We start from the raw sequence: 22,755 nt of genomic DNA on the forward strand, positions 1-22,755 counted from the left end.
CATATCGCGGTCGGCAGGTCACCGGAACCCGGCATCAGATGGTGGATGCCGTTGCCACACTCTAGCCCCGCCCCCAAGACCGAGTCGCCTCGGTCCGCACGGCGTGCGGGCAGGGGTGGCGGCCCGTCCGGCGGGAGCCCACTCCACACATCCCACAGATTGAGACCCGCGAGGGTCTACGGAGGTTCCTTCCTTGGCTGCTGCGTCCACCGCGACCACCACCTCACCCAAGAACGGACGCGGAGCTTCGCGTCTCTCGTTCGCCAAGATCAGCGACACCCTGACCGTTCCGGATCTGCTCGCGCTGCAGACCGAGAGCTTCGACTGGCTCGTCGGCTCGGAGGCGTGGAAGACCCGCGTCGCCGAGGCGAAGGCCGCCGGCCGGGAGGACCTCCCCGCCAACTCCGGCCTCGACGAGATCTTCGAGGAGATCTCCCCGATCGAGGACCTCAGCGAGACGATGCAGCTGAGCTTCACGAACCCGTACCTCGAGCCCGAGAAGTACACGATCGAGGAGTGCAAGGAGCGCGGCAAGACCTATGCCGCTCCGCTGTACGTCGAGGCCGAGTTCATGAACCACCTCACGGGTGAGATCAAGACCCAGACGGTCTTCATGGGCGACTTCCCGCTGATGACCGAGAAGGGCACGTTCATCATCAACGGCACCGAGCGTGTCGTCGTGTCCCAGCTCGTGCGCAGCCCCGGCGTCTACTTCGAGCGCCAGCAGGAGAAGACGTCCGACAAGGACATCTACTCCGCCCGCGTCATCCCGAGCCGTGGAGCCTGGCTCGAGTTCGAGATCGACAAGCGCGACCAGGTCGGCGTGCGCATCGACCGTAAGCGCAAGCAGTCGGTCACCGTGTTCCTCAAGGCCCTCGGCCTGACGAGCGAGGAGATCCTCGAGCAGTTCGCCGGCTACGAGTCGATCGAGCTGACCCTCGAGAAGGACAACATCCTCACCAAGGAGGACGCCCTCCGCGACATCTACCGCAAGCTCCGTCCGGGCGAGCAGGTCGCCGCCGAGGCCGCCCGCGCGCTGCTGGACAACTTCTACTTCAACTCCAAGCGCTACGACCTCGCGAAGGTCGGCCGCTACAAGATCAACCGCAAGCTCGGCATCGACAAGGCGCTGTCCGACTCGGTGCTCACGGTCGAGGACATCATCGCGACCATCAAGTACCTGGTCGCCCTGCACGACGGCCGCACCGCCCTCCCCGGCGTGCGCGACGGCGAGCCGGTCGAGCTGCGTCTCGACGTCGACGACATCGACCACTTCGGCAACCGCCGCATCCGCGCGGTCGGCGAGCTGATCCAGAACCAGGTCCGCACCGGACTGTCCCGCATGGAGCGCGTCGTCCGCGAGCGCATGACCACGCAGGACATCGAGGCGATCACCCCGCAGACCCTGATCAACGTGCGCCCCGTCGTCGCCGCGATCAAGGAGTTCTTCGGGACCAGCCAGCTGTCGCAGTTCATGGACCAGAACAACCCGCTCGCGGGTCTGACCCACAAGCGCCGCCTGTCGGCGCTCGGCCCCGGCGGTCTCTCCCGTGAGCGCGCCGGCGTCGAGGTCCGCGACGTCCACCCCTCGCACTACGGCCGCATGTGCCCGATCGAGACCCCGGAAGGCCCGAACATCGGCCTGATCGGATCGCTCGCGTCCTTCGCGCGCATCAACTCGTTCGGCTTCATCGAGACCCCGTACCGCAAGGTCGTCGACGGCACCGTCACCTCGCAGATCGACTACCTCACCGCGTCCGAGGAGGACGAGTACCTGGTCGCCCAGGCGAACGCCCCCCTCACGAAGGACTTCCGCTTCGCGGAGGGCAAGGTCCTCGTCCGCCCCAAGGGCGGAGAGGTCGAGCTCGTCGACGCCGAGCGCGTCCACTACATGGACGTCTCGCCGCGCCAGATGGTCTCGGTCGCGACCTCGCTGATCCCGTTCCTCGAGCACGACGACGCGAACCGCGCGCTCATGGGCGCGAACATGCAGCGTCAGGCCGTCCCGCTGCTGCGCAGCGAGTCGCCCGTCGTCGGAACCGGCATGGAGGGCTTCGCGGCCATCGACGCCGGCGACGTCATCACCGCCGACAAGGCCGGTGTCGTCCAGGAGGTCTCCGCCGACTCCGTCACCGTCCAGCTGGACGAGGGCGGCACGCAGACCTACTTCCTCCGCAAGTTCGACCGCTCCAACCAGGGCACCTCGTACAACAACCGCGTGGTCGTCTCGGCCGGCGAGCGCATCGAGGTCGGCGAGGTCGTCGCCGACGGCCCCGCCACCGAGAACGGCGAGCTCGCGCTGGGCAAGAACCTGCTCGTCGCGTTCATGCCGTGGGAGGGCCACAACTTCGAGGACGCGATCATCCTCAGCCAGAACCTGGTGAAGGACGACGTCCTCTCCTCGATCCACATCGAGGAGTACGAGGTCGACGCCCGCGACACCAAGCTCGGCAAGGAGGAGATCACCCGCGACCTCCCCAACGTCAGCCCGGAGCTCCTGGCCGACCTGGACGAGCGCGGCATCATCCGCATCGGCGCCGAGGTCCGCCCCGGCGACATCCTCGTCGGCAAGGTCACGCCCAAGGGCGAGACCGAGCTCTCGGCCGAGGAGCGCCTGCTCCGCGCGATCTTCAACGAGAAGAGCCGCGAGGTCCGCGACACGTCGCTGAAGGTGCCCCACGGCGAGCAGGGCACGATCATCGGCGTCAAGGTGTTCGACGCGCAGGACGGCGACGACGAGCTCGGCTCGGGCGTCAACCAGCGCGTGGTCGTCTACATCGCCCAGAAGCGCAAGATCACCGAGGGCGACAAGCTCGCCGGCCGCCACGGCAACAAGGGCGTCATCTCGAAGATCCTGCCGGTCGAAGACATGCCGTTCCTCGCCGACGGCACCCCGGTCGACATCGTCCTCAACCCGCTCGGCGTCCCCGGCCGCATGAACTTCGGCCAGGTCCTCGAGATCCACCTAGGGTGGATCGCGAAGCAGGGCTGGAAGGTCGAGGGTCAGCCGGAGTGGGCCGCGCGCCTGCCCGAGCACGCCCGCGAGGCGGCGCCCGGCACCAAGGTCGCGACCCCCGTCTTCGACGGCGCGGCTGAGGAGGAGCTCGCAGGGCTCCTCGACTCCACCACCCCGACGCGCGACGGAGAGCGCCTGATCGGCTCGTCCGGCAAGACGCAGCTGTTCGACGGCCGCTCCGGGGAGCCCTTCCCGGACCCGGTCTCGGTCGGCTACATGTACATCCTGAAGCTGCACCACCTCGTCGACGACAAGATCCACGCGCGCTCGACGGGCCCGTACTCGATGATCACCCAGCAGCCGCTCGGTGGTAAGGCGCAGTTCGGCGGACAGCGCTTCGGCGAGATGGAGGTGTGGGCCCTCGAGGCGTACGGCGCCGCCTACGCCCTCCAGGAGCTCCTCACCATCAAGTCGGACGACATCCTCGGCCGCGTGAAGGTGTACGAGGCCATCGTCAAGGGCGAGAACATCCAGGAGCCCGGCATCCCGGAGTCCTTCAAGGTCCTCATCAAGGAGATGCAGTCCCTGTGCCTGAACGTCGAGGTCCTCTCGGCCGACGGCACCGCGGTCAGCCTGCGCGACACCGATGACGAGGTCTACCGCGCCGCGGAAGAGCTCGGCATCAACATCTCCTCCCGGTTCGAGTCGTCCTCCGTCGACGACATCTGATCCGCGCCAGCATCTGACGACCTCCCGTCTCTGACGAGACACCCTGTTTTCCGACAAGGAGAAAACATTGCTCGACGTAACCACTTTCGATGAGCTGCGCATCGGCCTCGCAACGGCCGATGACATCCGTCGCTGGTCGCACGGTGAAGTGAAGAAGCCCGAGACCATCAACTACCGCACCCTGAAGCCCGAGAAGGACGGCCTGTTCGGCGAGCAGATCTTCGGACCCTCTCGCGACTGGGAGTGCTCCTGCGGCAAGTACAAGCGAGTCCGCTTCAAGGGCATCGTCTGCGAGCGCTGCGGCGTCGAGGTCACCAAGTCCTCGGTCCGCCGCGAGCGGATGGGCCACATCGAGCTCGCCGCCCCCGTCACCCACATCTGGTACTTCAAGGGCGTCCCCTCGCGCCTCGGATACCTGCTGGACATGGCGCCGAAGGACCTCGAGAAGGTCATCTACTTCGCGGCGTACATGATCATCGACGTGGACGACGACGGCCGTCACGCCGACATGCCCGGGCTCGAGAACGAGCTCCGGCTCGAGATCAAGACCCTCTCGGACCAGCGCGACTCCCGCATCGCGGACCGCCTGGCGCGCCTGGAGACCGACCTCGCCGCCCTGGAGGCGGAGGGCGCCAAGAGCGACCAGAAGCGCCGCACCAAGGACGGCGCCGAGAAGGAGATGGGCCAGATCCGCAAGTCCTTCGACGAGGACATCGCGCGGCTCGAGAGCGTGTGGGAGCAGTTCCGCACCCTCAAGGTCGGCGACCTCAAGCCCGAGGACGCGGTCTTCAACGAGCTCGTCGACCGGTACGGCGTCTACTTCGAGGCCTACATGGGCGCCGAGGCGATCAAGAAGCGCCTCGAGCAGTTCGACCTCCAGGCCGAGGCCGAGACGCTGCACCTGCAGATCGCCGAGGGCAAGGGTCAGAAGAAGATCCGCGCCATCAAGCGCCTGCGCGTCGTCAACTCGTTCCTCGCCACCGGCAACTCGCCGGCCGCGATGGTCCTCGACGTCGTCCCGGTCATCCCGCCGGAGCTGCGCCCGATGGTGCAGCTCGACGGAGGCCGGTTCGCGACCAGCGACCTGAACGACCTCTACCGTCGCGTGATCAACCGCAACAACCGACTCCGCCGCCTGCTCGACCTCGGTGCCCCCGAGATCATCGTGAACAACGAGAAGCGCATGCTCCAGGAGGCGGTCGACGCCCTCTTCGACAACGGCCGCCGCGGCCGCCCCGTCACCGGAACCGGCAACCGCGCCCTCAAGTCCCTGAGCGACATGCTCAAGGGAAAGCAGGGTCGCTTCCGCCAGAACCTGCTGGGCAAGCGCGTCGACTACTCGGGACGCTCGGTCATCATCGTCGGCCCGCAGCTCAAGCTGCACCAGTGCGGTCTGCCCAAGCAGATGGCGCTGGAGCTGTTCAAGCCGTTCGTGATCAAGCGCCTGATCGACCTGTCGCACGCGCAGAACATCAAGGCCGCCAAGCGCATGGTGGAGCGCTCGCGCCCGCAGGTGTGGGACGTGCTCGAGGAGATCATCCGCGAGCGCCCCGTCCTGCTGAACCGTGCGCCCACGCTGCACCGTCTCGGCATCCAGGCCTTCGAGCCCCAGCTGGTCGAGGGCAAGGCGATCCAGCTGCACCCGCTCGTCTGCGCCGCGTTCAACGCGGACTTCGACGGCGACCAGATGGCCGTCCACCTGCCGCTGTCCGTCGAGGCCCAGGCCGAGGCGCGCATCCTGATGCTCGCGTCGAACAACATCCTCAAGCCCTCGGACGGCCGTCCGGTCACCCTGCCCACGCAGGACATGATCATCGGCCTCCACCACCTGACGACGATCCGCGAGGGCGCCGCCGGCGAGGGCCGCGCGTTCTCCTCCGTCTCGGAGGCGATCCTCGCGAAGGACCAGGGCTCGCTGCACCTGAACTCGAAGGTCAGGATCCGCATGTCGGACGTGTACTTCGCGCAGGGTCAGGCACCCGAGGGCGTCGAGATCGACGAGAACGGCAAGGTCACCGCGCCGGTCCTCCTCGAGACCACGCTCGGCCGCGCCCTCTTCAACGAGGCGCTGCCGGTCGACTACCCCTACTTCGAGCAGGTCGCCGACAAGACGACCATCTCCGGGATCGTCAACGACCTCGCGGAGCGCTACCCGAAGGTGGAGGTCGCCGCCTCCCTCGACCGGATCAAGGACGCCGGCTTCTACTGGGCCACCCGCTCGGGTGTCACCGTGGCGCTGTCCGACATCCTCACGCCTCCGTCGAAGCCCGAGATCATCGCGGGCTACGAGAAGAAGGCCGCGAAGGTCGAGTCCGAGTACGACAAGGGTCTGACCACTCAGGCCGAGCGCCGCCAGGAGCTCGTGAAGATCTGGACCGAGGCGACCGACGAGGTCGCCAAGGCCATGCGCGCGAACTTCCCGACGGACAACACCATCAACCGCATGGTCACCTCCGGTGCCCGCGGCAACTGGCTGCAGGTGCGCAACATCGCCGGCATGCGAGGCCTGGTGAACAACCCGAAGGGCGAGATCATCGCCCGACCGATCATCTCCTCGTACCGCGAGGGCCTGTCGGTCGCCGAGTACTTCATCGCCACGCACGGTGCCCGCAAGGGCCTGGCCGACACCGCGCTCCGCACCGCGGACTCGGGCTACCTGACGCGTCGACTCGTCGACGTCTCGCAGGACGTCATCATCCGCGAGGAGGACTGCGGCACCTCGAAGGGCCTCGACCTGCCGATCATGCTCCAGGACGCCACCGGCGCCTGGATCAAGGACTCCAACGTCGAGAACTCCGTCTACGCCCGTTCGCTCGCCACCCCGGCGTCGAACGAGGCCGGCGAGCTCGTCGCCGAGGCCGGCGAGGACGTGGGCGACGTGCTCATCGAGAAGCTGGTCGGAGCGGGCGTGCGCCACATCAAGGTGCGCTCCGTCCTGACCTGCGAGTCCGCCGTCGGCGTCTGCGCGGCCTGCTACGGCCGCTCGCTCGCCACCGGCAAGCTCGTCGACATCGGAGAGGCCGTCGGCATCATCGCGGCCCAGTCGATCGGCGAGCCCGGCACGCAGCTCACGATGCGCACCTTCCACACCGGTGGATCGGCCTCGGCCGACGACATCACGCAGGGTCTTCCCCGCGTGCAGGAGCTCTTCGAGGCCCGCACCCCCAAGGGCGCGTCGCCGATCGCGGAGGCCGCCGGCCGGATCACCATCGAGGACACCGACCGTGCCCGCCGCGTCATCCTCCAGCCGGACAACGGCGACGAGGCGGTCATCTACCCGGTGCTCAAGCGCTCGCAGCTCCTCGTCGAGGACGGCCAGCACGTCGAGCTCGGGCAGCAGCTGCACGTCGGAACGGTCGACCCCAAGGAGGTCCTGCGCGTGCTGGGCGTCCGCGAGGTCCAGAAGCACCTGGTGGGCGGCGTCCAGGGCGTCTACCGCTCGCAGGGTGTGCCGATCCACGACAAGCACATCGAGGTCATCGTGCGTCAGATGCTCCGCAAGGTCACCGTGGTCGACCACGGCGACACGGAGCTGCTGCCGGGCGAGCTCGTCGACCGCTCGCGCTACAGCGAGGTCAACCGTGCGGCTCTGACCGAGGGCAAGCGGACCGCGTCCGCCCGCCAGGAGGTCATGGGCATCACCAAGGCCTCGCTCGCGACCGAGTCGTGGCTGTCGGCCGCGTCCTTCCAGGAGACCACCCGCGTCCTCACGCAGGCGGCCATGGAGGGCAAGCGCGACCCGCTGATGGGCCTGAAGGAGAACGTGATCATCGGAAAGCTGATCCCGGCGGGAACCGGTCTGCCCAAGTACCGGAACGTGTCGGTCGAGGCGACCGAGGAGGCGAAGGCCGAGCGGTACCCCAACCGCATCTTCGCCGACGACGCCGCGTTCAGCGACGCCGACCTCTCGTTCGTCGACTTCGACTCGTTCTCGAGCGACGGCTACGAGCCGGGCAACTACAGCTGATCCAGGTGAGCTGAACGATCGAAGGCCCCGTCGGGACACCGGCGGGGCCTTCGTCATCCCCGACCCGCGGTCACCCGCACGGGGGGCCGCCCGTTCGCGACGAGCGGCCTTCCCCGCAGGAGCGGGGTGATTGACTCGATGGGTGCTCGTCGGGTCGAGCCTGTACCCGTTCCCCGTCCTGGTCGCGGCACGTGAGGAAACGCGCGGATGAGACTCGTGATCGTCGTGCTGGCCGCACTGCTCGTGGTGGTCGGCGTCGTCGTGGTGCCCGCGGTGCGGGCGGAGGCGGCAGAGGCGGTCGCACCCTCGTCCTGCGGCGTCGCGGAGCTGGCTCCCGTGCTCGCGGGCGACGACGTCCGGCCGCGCTCCGCCGCCGCGCTGGTCCCCATCGTGATGCTGCACGGCTGGCTGGGCACGGCGACGCACGACGCCGACCGCACAGGGGCCTTCTCCCATCTCGTCGACATGGTGTCGTCGGAGTCGGCGACCGCTCCGCTCGACGCTCCCGAGACGTCCCTCCTCGGCCGGCTGCAGCAGATCGACGGCGCCGCGGTCTACACCTTCGACTACCGCCGGCTCGCCGCGCGCTGGGTCACCGACCCGGGGATCAGCGACGCGCTCGCCTCCTCGATCGCCTGCCTCGTCTCCGCGACCGGGCACCGCGCCGTCGTCGTCGCGCACTCGATGGGAGGGCTCGCCGCCCGCCAGGCGCTGAGCGGCTCGGTCGACGGGACCGCCGTCGCCTCGATGGTCTCGTCCGTCCTCACCTTCGGCACCCCGAACACGGGATCCGACGTCGCGGAGCGCCTCGGACGGATGGTCGACGACTCCGGCCAGGTCAGCCCCGCGGTGATCGCAGGACTGGACCCGCAGAGCCGGCTGAGCGTCTCGGCGATGCTCGCCTCCTGCGGGGACGCCGTCTCGGAGGACGCCGAGTACGCGGGGGAGTGCACGGGAGTGCCGATGATCGACGCCCTCGCCTCGGCGGCGGGCAAGGGCCTGCGGACGGGATCGACCGAGCTCGGCTCCCTGCCGCCCTGGCCCGCCGGCGTGCACGTGACGGCGCTGGTGGGTGACATCCAGGTGACCGCCGCGGTGGCGCTCGGCCTCGCCACCGCGCCGGTCGACCTCGGCGACATCATGGTCGCGACCGGATCGGCGACGGCCGGAGTCGACGACTACGTGGTCTCGACCTGCCGCTACACCTACCTCGCCGCGGCGGACGTGCCGTCCCTCGTCGCCGAGCTCTCGCCGTTCGCGCGGCTCGGCGATGCTCTGCGCTTCGCGAAGCTCGTGGTCGACGTCGACGCGAGCCCGTGCCACCACGCGCGGCTGACCCGGAACCTCGACCTCGTCGAGCACGCCACCGGCGTCGTGTCGGACGTCGTCGCGGGCGAGCTGTCCGCTCCGCACGCCTCTCGAGCGCAGACCGCGGCGAGGGCGCTCCCGGCGGCGGAGGAGTCCCGGAGGCGGTCGTAGTGACGGGTCGGCGGACACCGCCGAGGAGACACCATGTCGCGTCAGTTGACGGACGTCTGTCGGGAAGCATACGGTCGGACCGGCCCATGGGGAGGCCGCCTGGGGGACAGGCAGCGCGGCCCGCGCGGCACCCGAGCCGCATGCGCGGGCCGCGCCCGTCTCCGATCTCCTCTCACGTTCCGCGCTCCCTCCGGGTACGCTCGGCTGGACAGTAGATGTCGGAGGCTCCTCCGTGCATCCCGGCGCCGGAGGCCTGATGAGCGACGACCCCCTCGATGCGGAGGAGGCGGCGCGTCCTCCCCGCCTGACCCGCGAGCAGGTCCGCACCCGCCTGCTGGACGCCGCTCTCGCGGTCGTCCGCGCCGAGGGCCTGCGCGTCGGAGTCGCCCACCTGCCCCTCGAGGACGTCATCCGCTCGGCGGGTGTTCCGCGCAGCACCGTGTACCGGATCTGGCCCACTCGCCAGTCGTTCTACGACGAGCTGATCGCCGCGATCCCGGAGCGGGTCCTCGCCACCCGCCTCGACCAGCCGTCCCTGCGGGCCGGGAACTCCCACCTCCACCGCAGCCTCGACCCCGAGCCGACCCCGGCGCAGCGCCGCGAGGCCCTGATCGCCTCCGTCCGGGTCGCCGTCGACGCGAACGTCGACAACGTCTTCTCGTCGCAGCACTGGCGCAACTTCATCGCTCTCGCCGGCGCGGTGGGCTCGCACGAGGAGCCGGCGCGGACCGCCATCGGATCCGCTCTGCGGTCCCGCCAGCTGCACTTCATCGACAACATGGCGAAGTACTACGAGCACACCCTCGCCGAGGCGGGGCTCCGGCTGCGCCCGGACCGCGGCGCCGCCGCTCTCGCCTCCGCCGTCTCGGCCCTGATCGAGGGTCTGTGCATCGCGCGGATCGCGGCACCGGAGCTGGTGACCGGCCCGCTCGACCCGGCCGATCCCGACGGACCGTCGCTGGCGGTGGTGTCGGTGCTGCTGCTGATCGACGGGTTCACCGAACCGGACGAGTGATCCGGGTCGCGAGGTCCGCTCAGTCCTCCGCGACCGGCTCCAGCATCCCGTCGACGATCGAGCGGATCGTCCAGGCCGCCAGGGTCCACTCGACCGGCTCGCCGTCGAGGCCGGGGGCGGTCACCGGAGTGTCGAGGTCGTCGTCGAGGAGCCGGCCGCGGTGGGCGAGCCCGTCGATCACGATCGCGGTGAGGTGGGCGAGCTGGAGCGTCGTGAATCCCGGGCGCATCGTCCCGCCGAAGACCTGCAGCGTCTCCTCGTAGAAGTCGCGCATCCGGCGCGTGAGCATGCCCTCGATCCGCTTCGCCGTGGCGCGCACGGCGTCGCGTGCAGGCCCCTCCTCCATCGAGAAGGTGCAGGCGAGCAGCGCGTTGTACGACGACCAGTCGGCGGAGCGGCGGAGCGACTCGGCATTGGCCCGCGCGCCGATGCGGATGGTCTCCCAGGCGACCCGGCGGCGGCCGGCGGCCGTGGAGAGCAGATCGGTGGAGCGCTCGTAGACCTCGCGCATCTCCTGCTGGGCCTCGGGATCGGCGCCCTCCGCGTACCGGTCCCGCACGAAGACCTCGCCGACCAGGTCGGCCACGAACTCTTCGCGCGTGCTCCAGATCCGGTAGACGGAGCTGCGCGGCACGCCGGCCAGGCGGATGTACTCCTCCATGGGCAGGTGCGCGAAGCTCACCGTGAGGCCGTGGTCGGAGACGACGTCGCGCGCCGTGGCGATCATGCGGCTGCGGACCTGCTCCGCGGGGATCCTCCGGGCCCGCCGGGAGCCCTCTGCGCTGTCGTCCATGGAGAGGGACACTAGCCGGAGACGGTGCCGCGGGTGGTCCTCCACGCGCTCCGTGAGCCGATCCGGAGTGCTCTGGGGGCGTCCTCCCACTGAGACGGAATGTCCCATCACGTGCACGACGACGTCGCGGACCGCTACGGTGCAGCCGGGGCGGACCCGAACCTGCCCCTGCTAGGGGACCCCCGTGACCGGATTCGATCGGTTCACGCTGGCCGTCGTCGACGGACCAGCGATCGAGCGCGCCGCGCTGCAGGCGCTGCTCGCGCAGCTGCTGCCGCAGTTCTCCCACGACGAGGAGGGCGTCGACCGCATCGCGGTCCTCGACCTGGACGGCGTGCCCGGCGAGGAGGTGGCCGACACCCTCGAGCGTGCGGCGGCCCGGACCGTCGGCCTCGTCGTGCTCTCCTCCTCCGACTCCCTGGAGCCGGTGCGGGCCGTGCTGCGACGGGAGAGGGCGGCCTACGTCTGGAAGGGCGACGACCCCAGCGAGCTCGCGGCGGCGGTCGTCTCGGTCGCCTCCGGCCGGACCTGGATCTCGGACACCGCCCGCCACCGGCTCGTGCACGGGCGCGAGGAGCGCCGCCCGGTGCTGAGCCCGCAGGAGAGCCGTGTGATGCGCGCCTACGGAGCGGGTGCCGCGGTCCGCACCGTGGCAGTCGACCTCAGCGTCGCCGAGCACACCGTCCGCACCTACATCAAGCGGATCCGCGCCAAGTACCTCGAGACCGGCGTCACTCTCGACTCACGGGTCGACTTCTACCGCCACCTCGGCGACCACGACGTCGCCATCCGCCGCGGCGGAGACCGGGTGCGGGCCGGCGCGCAGCAGGCGGCCGGCGACGTGGTCGGCGAGCGCCGAGCCTGAGGCGAGCAGGATCGCGTTCCCGCCGGTGCGCCCCTCGACGAAGGCCGTCGATCCGACCGCGGCGGTGACCGGGAGCAGCTCCCGGACGACCCCGCGCAGGCGGTCCAGCCTCCGGTGGTCGGCGTCGTCGGCGACATTGACCGCGAGGAGCCCGTCGGCGCCGACCCGGGCGGCGAGCGGAGCGAGGACGGACGCGCGGTAGAACGCCTCCGGTATCTCGTCCCCGTCGTAGACGTCGAGCACGACGAGGTCGGCGCTCCAGGGCGGCAGGGGCCCTGCGGCGTCGGCCGTGAGGAGCCGGACGCGCGCGCCGCGGGGGAGCGGCGCGTGCTCGAGCACGAACTCCACGAGTCCCGCCGCGCTCTCCACCGCGAGCTGCTCGGAGCCCGGCCGGGTCGCGGCGACGTACCGGGCCAGGGCCAGGGCTCCGGCTCCGAGGTGCAGCACGCGCAGCGGCTCGCCGGGCGGGGCGGCGGCGTCGACCACCGCGCCGAGGCGCGCGAGGTACTCGAGGTGCAGAGCACGGGGATCGCCCGGATCGATCAGCGACTGCTCCGCGCCGTCGACCGTGAGCAGCAGCGCCTCCGGCCGCACGGGATCCGGCCCCAGCACAGCTGTGCGGCCTCCCGGCAGCAGGAGGGACGGAGGCATCCCGTCACGCTAGCGCTCCTCGCGCGATCCGCCCCGCCGCCGCTACGGTGACAGGCATGGCCGCCCTGATCCTGCTCGACGTCGACGGCGTCCTGAACCCCTCCGTCCGCAGCGATCGCGCCTCGGGCTCGCACCGCCTGGAGCTCGAGCCGGAGCGGGCGGCGCTCGTCGCCCGCCTGGCCGCGGTCGGCACGATCGTGTGGGCCACGACCTGGCCGCCGCGCTTGACGCGGGTCCTCGCCCAGGACCTCGGGCTGCCGGCGGGCACGGAGGCGATCGTCTTCGACGGCGGCCTCCCGCGCGACCCGCGGTTCCCGGGCCGGACGGGCAAGCTCCAGCCCGTCGCGGTGTGGCTGGAGGCGGCCGCCGAGCGCGGCGCGATCGACGCCGTGGTGTGGATCGACGACAACCTCCACGAGGACGCCTACGACTGGGCCCGCGAGCAGAGCACCCCCTTCCACCTGGTGCGTCCGGAGTCGGCGGCGGGCCTCACGAGCGACGAGGTCGCCGGTGCCGAGCACTTCCTGGCCGGACTCCCGGCGTCACACGGCGACATCCGGGAATAGGGCCGCCCCCTCCACTGGTTATCGTCACTCCGGGCGGTTCCGCCGAGCAGCGGTCCGCCCCGGGACGACCCGTCCCCTCGTCGATCCCCGCGCCGCATCCGGCGCAGCGGGACCGCCACGACTCCGTGATGCACCGAAGGACAACACCGTGACCCTCTCCGCCCGCACCTCCCTGCGCGTCCTGCTCGGCACGACCGCCGCCGCCGCCGCCCTGGTCCTCGCCGGCTGCGCGCCCGCCTCGACCGACGACGTGGTCTCCGGCTCGAGCGGCGAGGGCACCGCCTCCGCGAGCTCCGGCCTGACCCTGGCCGAGGTCGAGGAGTCGGGGAAGCTCACCATCGGCACCGAGGGCACCTACCCGCCCTTCTCCTTCCACGCCGACGGCGGGACCGGAGCTCTCACCGGCTACGACGTCGACGTGATCACCGCCGTGGCCGAGAAGCTGGGCGTCGAGCCCGACTTCCAGGAGACGCAGTGGGACGCCATGTTCGCGGGCCTGGACGGAGCGCGCTTCGACGTGATCGCGAACCAGGTCTCGATCAACGACGAGCGCGAGGCGAAGTACGACTTCTCGGAGCCGTACTCGGTCAGCCCCGGCGTCGTGATCGTCCCCTCGAGCGACACCTCGATCACCGACCTCGCCGGCCTCTCCGGCAAGACCACCGCGCAGTCGCTCTCGAGCAACTGGTACACCGTCGCGCAGGAGAACGGCGCCGAGGTCGAGGGCGTCGAGGGCTGGGCGCAGGCTATCGCCCTCGTCGAGCAGGGCCGCGTCGACGCGACCGTGAACGACCGCCTCACCTGGCTCGACTGGTCCACGACCTACCCCGACCAGGCCGCGGGCCTCAAGGTCGCCGTCACCACCGACGACACCTCCGAGAGCGCCTTCACCTTCCCGAAGGGCTCGGACGACCTCGTCGAGGCCGTCGACTCCGCCCTCGACGAGCTGCGCGAGGACGGCACCCTCGCCTCCATTTCCGAGCGCTACTTCGGAGCCGACGTCTCCCAGTAGCCCCACCTCGAGACGGCTCCTCCCCTTCCGGGAGGGGCCGTTTCGTGCGTGAGCGGTCCCGTCGCGGGGGAGCGGCGGAGCGGCTCACGCAGCGGGTCTGCCCGCAAGGGCGCCCGCCCCGGCGCGAAGCGTGCCAGCATTCCCCAGGAGGCGGACATGATCCGCCCCCGACGCCACCACCCGATCGAGCCGACCGCGGATCCTCCCGCGAAGGCGGGAGAACACAATGGACCTCGTCCTCCGGTCGTTCTGGCCGATCCTCTCCGGGGGCATCGTCGGGACGATCCCGCTCGCGCTGGCGAGCTTCGCCATCGGGCTCGTGCTCGCGCTGGCGGTCGCCCTGATGCGGCTCTCGCGGGTGCGGATCCTCTCCTGGATCGCGCGCGCCTACATCTCCGTCATCCGGGGCACGCCGCTCCTGGTGCAGCTGTTCGTGATCTTCTACGGGCTGCCGAGCCTCGGACTGAAGATCGACCCCTGGCCCAGCGCCACCATCGCGTTCGCCCTCAACGTGGGCGGCTACGCGGCGGAGGTGATCCGCGCGGCGATCCTCAGCGTCCCGAAGGGGCAGTGGGAGGCGGCGCACACGATCGGCATGAGCCGCTCGCTCTCGCTGCGGCGCATCATCCTCCCGCAGGCCGCGCGCGTCTCCGTCCCGCCGCTGTCGAACACCTTCATCTCGCTGGTGAAGGACACCTCGCTGGCCTCCCTCATCCTGGTGACCGAGCTCTTCCGGCAGGCGCAGAAGATCGCCACCGCGTCGAGCGAGTTCATGCTCCTCTACCTCGAGGCCGCTCTGATCTACTGGCTCATCTGCCTGGTGCTCTCCAGCGGCCAGGGCCTGCTCGAGAAGCGATTGGACCGCTATGTCGCCCGCTGACACTCCGACCGACGCCCGGCCCGTGCTCACGGCCCGCGGCCTCCGCAAGTCGTTCGGCGGAGTGGAGGTGCTGCGCGGCATCGACCTGGAGGTCCATCGCGGCGAGGTCGTCGCCCTGATCGGGCCGTCCGGCTCGGGCAAGACCACCGTCCTGCGCTCGCTGAACAGCCTCGAGGTGCCGGACGGCGGGGTGGTCGAGCTCGCCGACGGCAGCGTCCTCGACTTCGACCGCGGCGTCGGACGGAAGGCGCTGACCGGGCTGCGCGACCACTCCGCGATGGTCTTCCAGCACTTCAACCTCTTCCCGCACCTGACCGTCCTCCAGAACGTGACGGAGGGGCCTCTGCGAGTGCAGCGCCGTCCCGCGTCCGAGGTGGTCCCGGAGGCGGAGCGCCTGCTCGAGCGCGTCGGCCTCGGCGGCCGGGGGAGCGCCTACCCCTTCGAGCTCTCCGGCGGTCAGCAGCAGCGCGTGGGCATCGTCCGGGCGCTCGCGCTGCGGCCCGATCTGCTCCTCTTCGACGAGCCCACCTCGGCGCTGGACCCGGAGCTGGTCGGCGACGTGCTCTCGCTGATGCGGGAGCTGGCGGGGGAGGGCTGGACCATGCTCGTCGTGACGCACGAGCTCGAGTTCGCCCGGCAGGTGGCCTCGGAGGTCGTCTTCATGGCCGACGGCGTGGTCGTCGAGCGGGGCGCCCCTGCGCAGATCCTCCGGGAGCCGCGAGAGACTCGCACCCGGCAGTTCCTGCACCGCCTCCTCCACCCGCTCGAGTAGACGGTCGGCGCTGTCCCCCGTCGACGGGGAGCCGCGCGGCGCACCGGGCGCGGCGGAAGGCGTGCCTATGCTGTCCGGGTGACCTGGAGCAGCGACGCCGAGACCACGCGGATCCCCTCCGCGACCGAGACGTCCGGCGGAACCGGACCCCAGCCGACCCGGGAGTACGTCTGGCCCGAACCCGTGACGGGCCGGCAGCCGACCGTCGAGCCCGTCGCCCCGGCCGTCGCGGCGTCAGCCCCCAGCGCCCTCGGGCCGGTCGAGGCCGAGCCCGAGCCGGTCCGGCGCTCCGGCAACCGCCTCGCGGGCCTCGCGCTCGCCCTACTGACGACCGCGGTCTTCGCCGTCCTGTACCTCGTCGCCCTGACGGCGATCCGCCTGCTGGTCGACCGCGTCGGCGGCGACCCGGTCGCCCTCGCGCTCGACGCTGCGCCGACCGCGCTCTTCCTCGCCCCGGTGGCCGCGTTCCTCGTCGGCCTGGCGCTGATCGTGCTGGTCGTGAACCGCGCGGGCTGGTGGGCCTACGTCCTCGGCGGCTTCCTCGTCGCCCTCCTCACGGCCGCGGCCGCGCTGGTCGGCGGCTGGAGCGCCGTCGGACCGCTCGCCCTGCCGATCGACCGCTCCCTCGCGCTCGACTACGTCCGCGATCCCGCCGTACTCGCGGCGGTCCTCGCCGCCGGCGTCCTCGGCCGGGAGGCGAGCGTCTGGGGCGGCGCCGCGATCGCGGGCCGTGCCCGGGGCGTCAAGCGCCGCAACGCCGAGCGCGAAGCGGCCGCGCAGTCGTGACTCCGGAGGGGCAGGGGCAGGGCCGCGGAGCCGGCCTGGGCTACGGCCTCGCGCTGGCCGGCTTCGCCGCGTTCCTCTACCTCGCCCTGGTCGTCTGCGCGTTCGGGGTCCTCAGCCTCCTGCTGGACCAGGACGTCGTGCCCGAGCGCGACGCCGGTCCGCTGCTGGGGCCGGTGTCGGTGGCGGTCTGCGTCGTCGCCGTGCTGGTCGCGATGGTGACCCTCGCCGCCCGTCCCGCCGTCCACCGCGTCCTCGGCCCGTCGCTGCTGACCGGGGTCGTCGTCTACCTGCTCTTCCTCGTCACCGGCGGAGCGCTCTACGGGCTCGGCCGCCAGGAGCCGGGGGAGATCCTCGGCTGGATCCTCGACCACGCGCCCACTGTCTTCGCGATCGCGACCGGCGTGCTCGCGGCCGCCGTCCAGCTCGTGTTCCTCCTGCTCCTGGCCCGTCGCGACGCCGGCGGCCGCAGCCCCCACTGGGGCTGGGAGGGCGACGAGCGGGAGTGACGACGGAGTCCCGGCGCGGCTCAGCGCGGCGCTGCGGCATCTCCCAGGGCGAACGCCGCTCGGTTGACCGGCCCCGTCACTCCCCGTAATATTCTTCGGGTGTGCGCTTTGCCGTGCGCTCGTGTCGTGCCTCCGGGTCGATGCGGTCGCCGCACTTCGCTCCACCGGGTCCGCGAGGATCCGCGGGTTCGTCCGATCGGGCGGCCCCCACGGCATACCCCTCACCCTCCCGGTCCCGCTCGCGGGGCCGCGGGGTGCGTCGGGTCCAGATGAACTCGGCCGTTCCCGGAGACGGGAGGGCCGAATGTCGACCATCGATCCGCTGTCACCGTGCAGCATTCAAGGAGCAAAACCAGTGCCAACGATTCAGCAGTTGGTCCGCAAGGGACGCACGCCGAAGGTCACCAAGACCAAGGCGCCCGCCCTGAAGGCCAACCCCCAGCAGCGCGGCGTCTGCACGCGCGTCTACACGACCACGCCCAAGAAGCCGAACTCGGCCCTCCGCAAGGTGGCCCGCGTGAAGCTCTCCAACGGCACCGAGGTCACCGCCTACATCCCCGGCGAGGGCCACAACCTGCAGGAGCACTCGATGGTGCTCGTGCGCGGCGGTCGCGTCAAGGACCTCCCCGGTGTCCGCTACAAGATCGTTCGCGGCGCCCTGGACACCCAGGCCGTCAAGAACCGCAAGCAGGCTCGCAGCCGGTACGGCGCGAAGATGGAGAAGAAGTAATGCCTCGTAAGGGCCCCGCTCCCAAGCGCCCCGTCGTCGCAGACCCCGTCTACGGCGCCCCCATCGTCAGCCAGCTCGTCAACAAGATCCTCCTGGACGGCAAGAAGGGCCTCGCCGAGCGCATCGTCTACGGTGCCCTCGAGGGCGTCGCCGGCAAGAACGGCCAGGACGCGGTCGTCACCCTCAAGAAGGCGCTCGACAACGTCCGCCCGACCCTCGAGGTCCGCAGCCGCCGCGTCGGTGGCTCGACCTACCAGGTCCCGGTCGAAGTCAAGCCCCACCGCGCCAACACCCTCGCGCTCCGCTGGCTCACCAGCTACGCGAAGGCCCGTCGCGAGAAGACGATGACCGAGCGTCTCATGAACGAGATCCTCGACGCGTCGAACGGTCTGGGCGCCGCTGTCAAGCGTCGCGAGGACACCCACAAGATGGCCGAGTCGAACAAGGCCTTCGCGCACTACCGCTGGTAGCGCACCCCGCGGCCGCCTCCGGGCGACCGCGACCACCGGGCCCGCGGCGTCACCGCTGCGGGCCCGGTCCCGGCGGCGGATCGCCCGATCCCCGCGACCGGGCGACCGCCACCACCAGAATCCCAGCCATTCGGCCATGAACCCGGTGCGCTGGCTCCATCACCTATCGGAGGAACTCCGTGGCACAAGATGTGCTCACCGACCTGAACAAGGTCCGCAACATCGGCATCATGGCCCACATCGATGCCGGCAAGACCACCACCACCGAGCGCATCCTGTTCTACACGGGTATCACGCACAAGATCGGCGAGGTCCACGACGGCGCCGCGACGATGGACTGGATGGCGCAGGAGCAGGAGCGCGGCATCACGATCACGTCCGCCGCGACGACCTGCTTCTGGAACAAGAACCAGATCAACATCATCGACACCCCCGGTCACGTCGACTTCACGGTCGAGGTCGAGCGCTCGCTCCGCGTCCTCGACGGCGCCGTCGCCGTCTTCGACGGCAAGGAGGGCGTCGAGCCCCAGTCCGAGACCGTCTGGCGTCAGGCCGACAAGTACGACGTCCCGCGCATCTGCTTCGTCAACAAGATGGACAAGCTCGGCGCCGACTTCTACTACACGGTCGACACGATCATCAAGCGCCTCGGCGCGAAGCCGCTGGTCATCCAGCTGCCCATCGGCGCGGAGTCCTCCTTCGAGGGCGTCGTCGACCTGGTCGAGATGCGCGCGCTCACGTGGCGCGGCGACTCGAAGGGTGACGTCGCGCTCGGCGCGAAGTACGAGATCGAGGAGATCCCGGCCGACCTCGCCGACAAGGCGGCGGAGTACCGCGAGAAGCTCCTCGAGACCGTCGCGGAGACCTCCGACGAGCTGCTCGAGAAGTACTTCGGCGGCGAGGAGCTCACCGTCGCGGAGATCAAGGGCGCCATCCGCAAGATGACCGTCAACTCCGAGATCTACCCGGTGCTCTGCGGCTCGGCGTTCAAGAACCGCGGCGTCCAGCCGATGCTCGACGCTGTCGTGGACTACCTCCCCTCCCCGCTCGACGTCCCCGCCATCGAGGCGCACGACGTCCGCGACGAGGAGAAGGTCATCATGCGCCACGCGGACTCGACCGAGCCCTTCTCGGCGCTCGCGTTCAAGGTCGCCGTGCACCCGTTCTTCGGTCGCCTGACCTACGTCCGCGTCTACTCGGGCAAGCTCGACTCCGGCGCCCAGGTCATCAACTCGACCAAGGGCAAGAAGGAGCGCATCGGCAAGATCTTCCAGATGCACTCCAACAAGGAGAACCCGGTCGACTCGGTCACCGCCGGCCACATCTACGCCGTCATCGGCCTCAAGGACACCACCACCGGTGACACCCTGAGCGACCCGGCCGCGCAGGTCGTGCTCGAGTCGATGACCTTCCCGGAGCCCGTCATCGAGGTCGCCATCGAGCCCAAGACGAAGGCGGACCAGGAGAAGCTCGGTACCGCGATCCAGAAGCTCGCGGAGGAGGACCCCACCTTCCGCACGGAGCAGAACCAGGAGACCGGTCAGACGGTCATCAAGGGAATGGGCGAGCTGCACCTCGACATCCTGGTCGACCGCATGAAGCGCGAGTTCAACGTCGAGGCCAACGTGGGCAAGCCCCAGGTCGCGTACCGCGAGACGATCCGCCGCACGGTCGAGAAGTACGACTACACCCACAAGAAGCAGACGGGTGGCTCCGGCCAGTTCGCGAAGGTCCAGATCACCATCGAGCCGATGGAGGTCGAGGCCGACAAGACCTACGAGTTCGTCAACGGCGTCACCGGTGGCCGCGTCCCGCGCGAGTACATCCCCTCCGTCGACGCGGGCATCCGCGACGCCATGCAGGTCGGCGTGCTCGCCGGCTACCCCATGGTCGGCGTGAAGGCGACCCTGGTCGACGGAGCGGCGCACGACGTCGACTCCTCCGAGATGGCGTTCAAGATCGCCGGCTCGATCGCGTTCAAGGAGGCCTCGCGCAAGGCGCAGCCGGTCCTCCTCGAGCCGCTCATGGCCGTCGAGGTCCGTACTCCCGAGGAGTACATGGGCGACGTCATCGGCGACATCAACTCGCGTCGCGGGATGATCCAGTCGATGGAGGACGCCACCGGCATCAAGGTCATCCGGGCCAACGTCCCGCTGTCCGAGATGTTCGGCTACATCGGAGACCTGCGCTCGAAGACCTCGGGCCGCGCCGTCTACTCGATGACGTTCGAGACCTACGCCGAGGTCCCCAAGGCCGTGGCCGAGGAGATCGTCCAGAAGAACAAGGGCGAGTAGCTCCGCCCCTGGGCCGTCGCCGTTCCCCGGAACGGCGGCGGCCTGGTAGTGTCGTGCGGGTTTGCTGCCGAGTGCAGCGCGCCCCCTGTCGCAGCGGGACGGCCGCACGACCACTGCCGGTAACATACGTACACAAAACCCCCGCAAGTCCTCCTGTCCTCGTGCCGCCCCGTGCGGCCGCCCGGATGCGGATGCTTGCACCTAAGTCCTGAGGAGGACCCACAGTGGCTAAGGCCAAGTTCGAGCGGACCAAGCCGCACGTCAACATCGGAACCATCGGTCACGTCGACCACGGAAAGACCACGCTCACCGCGGCGATCTCGAAGGTTCTGGCGGACAAGTTCCCGTCCGCGACCAACGTCCAGCGTGACTTCGCGTCGATCGACTCCGCTCCCGAGGAGCGCCAGCGCGGCATCACGATCAACATCTCGCACGTCGAGTACGAGACGCCGAAGCGCCACTACGCGCACGTCGACGCTCCGGGTCACGCCGACTACATCAAGAACATGATCACCGGCGCGGCCCAGATGGACGGCGCGATCCTCGTGGTCGCCGCCACCGACGGCCCGATGGCTCAGACCCGTGAGCACGTCCTCCTCGCCAAGCAGGTCGGCGTCCCCTACCTCCTCGTCGCGCTGAACAAGGCCGACATGGTGGACGACGAGGAGATCCTGGAGCTCGTCGAGCTCGAGGTCCGCGAGCTCCTCTCGTCGCAGGGCTTCCCCGGCGACGACGCCCCCGTCGTGCGCGTCTCCGGCCTCAAGGCCCTCGAGGGCGACGACACCTGGACCCAGTCGATCCTCGACCTGATGGACGCGGTCGACGAGTCCATCCCGGACCCGGTGCGCGACAAGGACAAGCCGTTCCTCATGCCGATCGAGGACGTCTTCACGATCACCGGTCGTGGAACCGTCGTCACCGGCCGTGCGGAGCGTGGAACCCTTGCTCTGAACTCCGAGGTCGAGATCGTCGGCATCCGCCCGACGCAGAAGACCACGGTCACCGGAATCGAGATGTTCCACAAGCAGCTCGACGAGGCCTGGGCCGGCGAGAACTGCGGTCTGCTCCTTCGCGGCACCAAGCGCGAGGACGTCGAGCGCGGCCAGGTCGTCGTCAAGCCGGGTTCGGTCACGCCGCACACGGACTTCGAGGGCACCGCGTACATCCTGTCCAAGGATGAGGGTGGGCGTCACAACCCGTTCTACGCGAACTACCGTCCGCAGTTCTACTTCCGCACCACCGACGTCACCGGCGTCATCACGCTGCCCGAGGGCACCGAGATGGTCATGCCCGGCGACACCACCGACATGACGGTCGCGCTGATCCAGCCGATCGCCATGGAGGAGGGCCTCGGCTTCGCCATCCGTGAGGGTGGACGCACCGTGGGTGCCGGTACGGTCACCAAGATCATCAAGTAGGTCCGTCCTACTGATCTCTCGAGAGGGGTCGTCCGCTTCGGTGGGCGGCCCCTCTCGTCGTTCCCGGGGACGCCCGGCTAGCGTGGCGGCATGCCCTTCGTGAAGAGCGACCCCCGTGCCCTCCCGCAGTTCTTCGAGTGGGAGGCGGCCGGCCTGGACTGGCTGCGCGAGGCGGACGGCGGTGCGCGCTGTGTCGGGGTGGAGAGGGTGTCGCCCGGGCGCATCGAGCTGGAGGAGATCCGCTCCGTGCGTCCCTCGGCCGAGCCGGCTCGGGCTCTCGGCGCCGCGCTCGCCCGGACGCACGACGCCGGAGCCGCGGCGTTCGGAACGCCGCCCCCGGGATGGACCGGCCCCGCCTACATCGGCCGCCGCGGGATGCCGTGCCGCCCGGACGACTCGTGGGGGCGCTTCTACGCGGAGCAGCGGGTGCGGCCGTTCCTCAGCCCCGCCGTGGAGGCGGGCAACCTCACGGCAGCCGAGTCGCGGCTCGTCGAGCAGGCTCTGGGCCGGGTGACGGCCGGAGCCTTCGACGACGGTGCGGGGCCCGCCCGGATCCACGGGGACCTCTGGACCGGCAACGTGCTCTGGACGGCGGACGGCGCCGTCCTGATCGACCCCGCCGCTCACGGGGGACACCGCGAGACCGATCTGGCGATGCTGGCCCTCTTCGGTGCTCCGCACCTCGACGCCGTCCTCGAGGGCTACCGCGAGCAGCATCCGCTGGGGGCCGGCTACGAGGAGCGGGTGCCACTCCACCAGCTGCACCCGCTCGCCGTTCACGCCGCCGGTCACGGTCCGTCCTACGGCCGCGCCCTGGCAGACGCAGCGGAGCAGGTGATCGCACTGGCCGGCTGACCGGCGCGCCC

Annotated in this window: 17 protein-coding genes; 16 read left to right on the forward strand and 1 reads right to left on the reverse strand. The window is 70.3% G+C overall.

From position 1 onward, the window contains the following. Nucleotides 1-193: 193 nt before the first annotated feature. From rpoB to C5D36_RS12470, 4 genes are all read left to right on the forward strand, one after another. Nucleotides 194-3,685, forward strand: coding sequence for a DNA-directed RNA polymerase subunit beta (gene rpoB / locus C5D36_RS12455; protein WP_104224581.1), 3,492 nt, complete (start codon nt 194-196; stop codon nt 3,683-3,685). Nucleotides 3,686-3,752: 67 nt separating this feature from the next. After that, the gene (locus C5D36_RS12460; protein WP_104295961.1) at nt 3,753-7,652 is read left to right on the forward strand and encodes a DNA-directed RNA polymerase subunit beta'; all 3,900 of its coding nucleotides are present in this window, start codon (nt 3,753-3,755) and stop codon (nt 7,650-7,652) included. Nucleotides 7,653-7,859: 207 nt separating this feature from the next. Then, entirely contained in the window at nt 7,860-9,131 is a 1,272-nt protein-coding gene (locus C5D36_RS12465) for a triacylglycerol lipase (RefSeq protein WP_104295962.1), read from the forward strand. A 256-nt stretch (nt 9,132-9,387) separates the two neighbouring features. After that, the gene (locus C5D36_RS12470; protein WP_104295963.1) at nt 9,388-10,146 is read left to right on the forward strand and encodes a TetR/AcrR family transcriptional regulator; all 759 of its coding nucleotides are present in this window, start codon (nt 9,388-9,390) and stop codon (nt 10,144-10,146) included. Between the two features lie 19 nt (nt 10,147-10,165). Here the strand turns inward: C5D36_RS12470 and C5D36_RS12475 are convergent, their stop codons facing one another. Continuing rightward, entirely contained in the window at nt 10,166-10,939 is a 774-nt protein-coding gene (locus tag C5D36_RS12475; RefSeq protein WP_146083740.1) for a TetR/AcrR family transcriptional regulator, read from the reverse strand. Between the two features lie 184 nt (nt 10,940-11,123). On the opposite strand from C5D36_RS12475, the gene C5D36_RS12480 reads away from it, so the two are divergent. From C5D36_RS12480 to C5D36_RS12535, 12 genes are all read left to right on the forward strand, one after another. Continuing rightward, on the forward strand, nt 11,124-11,804 hold the full coding sequence (locus C5D36_RS12480) for a LuxR C-terminal-related transcriptional regulator (protein WP_104255699.1): 681 nt from the start codon (nt 11,124-11,126) through the stop codon (nt 11,802-11,804). Between the two features lie 707 nt (nt 11,805-12,511). Next, on the forward strand, nt 12,512-13,021 hold the full coding sequence (locus C5D36_RS12485) for an HAD domain-containing protein (protein ID WP_104233923.1): 510 nt from the start codon (nt 12,512-12,514) through the stop codon (nt 13,019-13,021). A gap of 148 nt (nt 13,022-13,169) precedes the next feature. Beyond that, a complete protein-coding gene (locus C5D36_RS12490; RefSeq protein ID WP_374953606.1) occupies nt 13,170-14,033 on the forward strand; it encodes an amino acid ABC transporter substrate-binding protein in 864 nt (287 codons plus the stop codon). A gap of 226 nt (nt 14,034-14,259) precedes the next feature. Further along, nucleotides 14,260-14,913, forward strand: coding sequence for an amino acid ABC transporter permease (locus C5D36_RS12495; RefSeq protein ID WP_104224574.1), 654 nt, complete (start codon nt 14,260-14,262; stop codon nt 14,911-14,913). After that, nucleotides 14,900-15,685 (forward strand): amino acid ABC transporter ATP-binding protein, encoded by a 786-nt coding sequence (locus C5D36_RS12500; RefSeq protein WP_104273242.1) that lies wholly within the window; start codon nt 14,900-14,902, stop codon nt 15,683-15,685. The genes C5D36_RS12495 and C5D36_RS12500 overlap by 14 nt, the downstream gene beginning before the upstream one ends. Before the next feature lie 78 nt (nt 15,686-15,763). After that, nucleotides 15,764-16,471, forward strand: a complete 708-nt coding sequence (locus C5D36_RS12505) for a hypothetical protein (RefSeq protein WP_104295964.1) — start codon at nt 15,764-15,766, stop codon at nt 16,469-16,471. Then, a complete protein-coding gene (locus C5D36_RS12510) occupies nt 16,468-16,977 on the forward strand; it encodes a DUF6121 family protein (protein ID WP_104224572.1) in 510 nt (169 codons plus the stop codon). Before C5D36_RS12505 ends, C5D36_RS12510 begins: the two co-directional genes overlap by 4 nt. 355 nt (nt 16,978-17,332) lie before the next feature. Next, nucleotides 17,333-17,707, forward strand: coding sequence for a 30S ribosomal protein S12 (gene rpsL / locus C5D36_RS12515; RefSeq protein ID WP_011186743.1), 375 nt, complete (start codon nt 17,333-17,335; stop codon nt 17,705-17,707). Further along, nucleotides 17,707-18,177 (forward strand): 30S ribosomal protein S7, encoded by a 471-nt coding sequence (rpsG, locus tag C5D36_RS12520; RefSeq protein WP_068251443.1) that lies wholly within the window; start codon nt 17,707-17,709, stop codon nt 18,175-18,177. The genes rpsL and rpsG overlap by 1 nt, the downstream gene beginning before the upstream one ends. A 179-nt stretch (nt 18,178-18,356) precedes the next feature. Beyond that, nucleotides 18,357-20,471, forward strand: a complete 2,115-nt coding sequence (fusA, locus tag C5D36_RS12525; protein WP_104224571.1) for an elongation factor G — start codon at nt 18,357-18,359, stop codon at nt 20,469-20,471. A 224-nt stretch (nt 20,472-20,695) separates the two neighbouring features. After that, nucleotides 20,696-21,889 (forward strand): elongation factor Tu, encoded by a 1,194-nt coding sequence (gene tuf, locus C5D36_RS12530; protein WP_104224570.1) that lies wholly within the window; start codon nt 20,696-20,698, stop codon nt 21,887-21,889. A gap of 90 nt (nt 21,890-21,979) precedes the next feature. Further along, entirely contained in the window at nt 21,980-22,744 is a 765-nt protein-coding gene (locus tag C5D36_RS12535; RefSeq protein ID WP_104295965.1) for a fructosamine kinase family protein, read from the forward strand. The last annotated feature ends 11 nt before the right edge of the window (nt 22,745-22,755 follow it).

This window comes from Rathayibacter sp. AY1C6, assembly GCF_002931535.1.
GTDB lineage: Bacteria > Actinomycetota > Actinomycetes > Actinomycetales > Microbacteriaceae > Rathayibacter.

Bases quoted from the DNA above. Each gene is read 5' to 3' on its own strand.
- C5D36_RS12465 (WP_104295962.1), top strand. From the start codon at position 7,860: ATGAGACTCGTGATCGTCGTGCTGGCCGCACTGCTCGTGGTGGTCGGC.
- C5D36_RS12470 (WP_104295963.1), top strand. From the start codon at position 9,388: ATGAGCGACGACCCCCTCGATGCGGAGGAGGCGGCGCGTCCTCCCCGC.
- C5D36_RS12475 (WP_146083740.1), bottom strand. From the start codon at position 10,939: ATGGACGACAGCGCAGAGGGCTCCCGGCGGGCCCGGAGGATCCCCGCG.
- C5D36_RS12485 (WP_104233923.1), top strand. From the start codon at position 12,512: ATGGCCGCCCTGATCCTGCTCGACGTCGACGGCGTCCTGAACCCCTCC.
- C5D36_RS12495 (WP_104224574.1), top strand. From the start codon at position 14,260: ATGGACCTCGTCCTCCGGTCGTTCTGGCCGATCCTCTCCGGGGGCATC.
- C5D36_RS12500 (WP_104273242.1), top strand. From the start codon at position 14,900: ATGTCGCCCGCTGACACTCCGACCGACGCCCGGCCCGTGCTCACGGCC.
- rpsG (WP_068251443.1), top strand. From the start codon at position 17,707: ATGCCTCGTAAGGGCCCCGCTCCCAAGCGCCCCGTCGTCGCAGACCCC.
- C5D36_RS12535 (WP_104295965.1), top strand. From the start codon at position 21,980: ATGCCCTTCGTGAAGAGCGACCCCCGTGCCCTCCCGCAGTTCTTCGAG.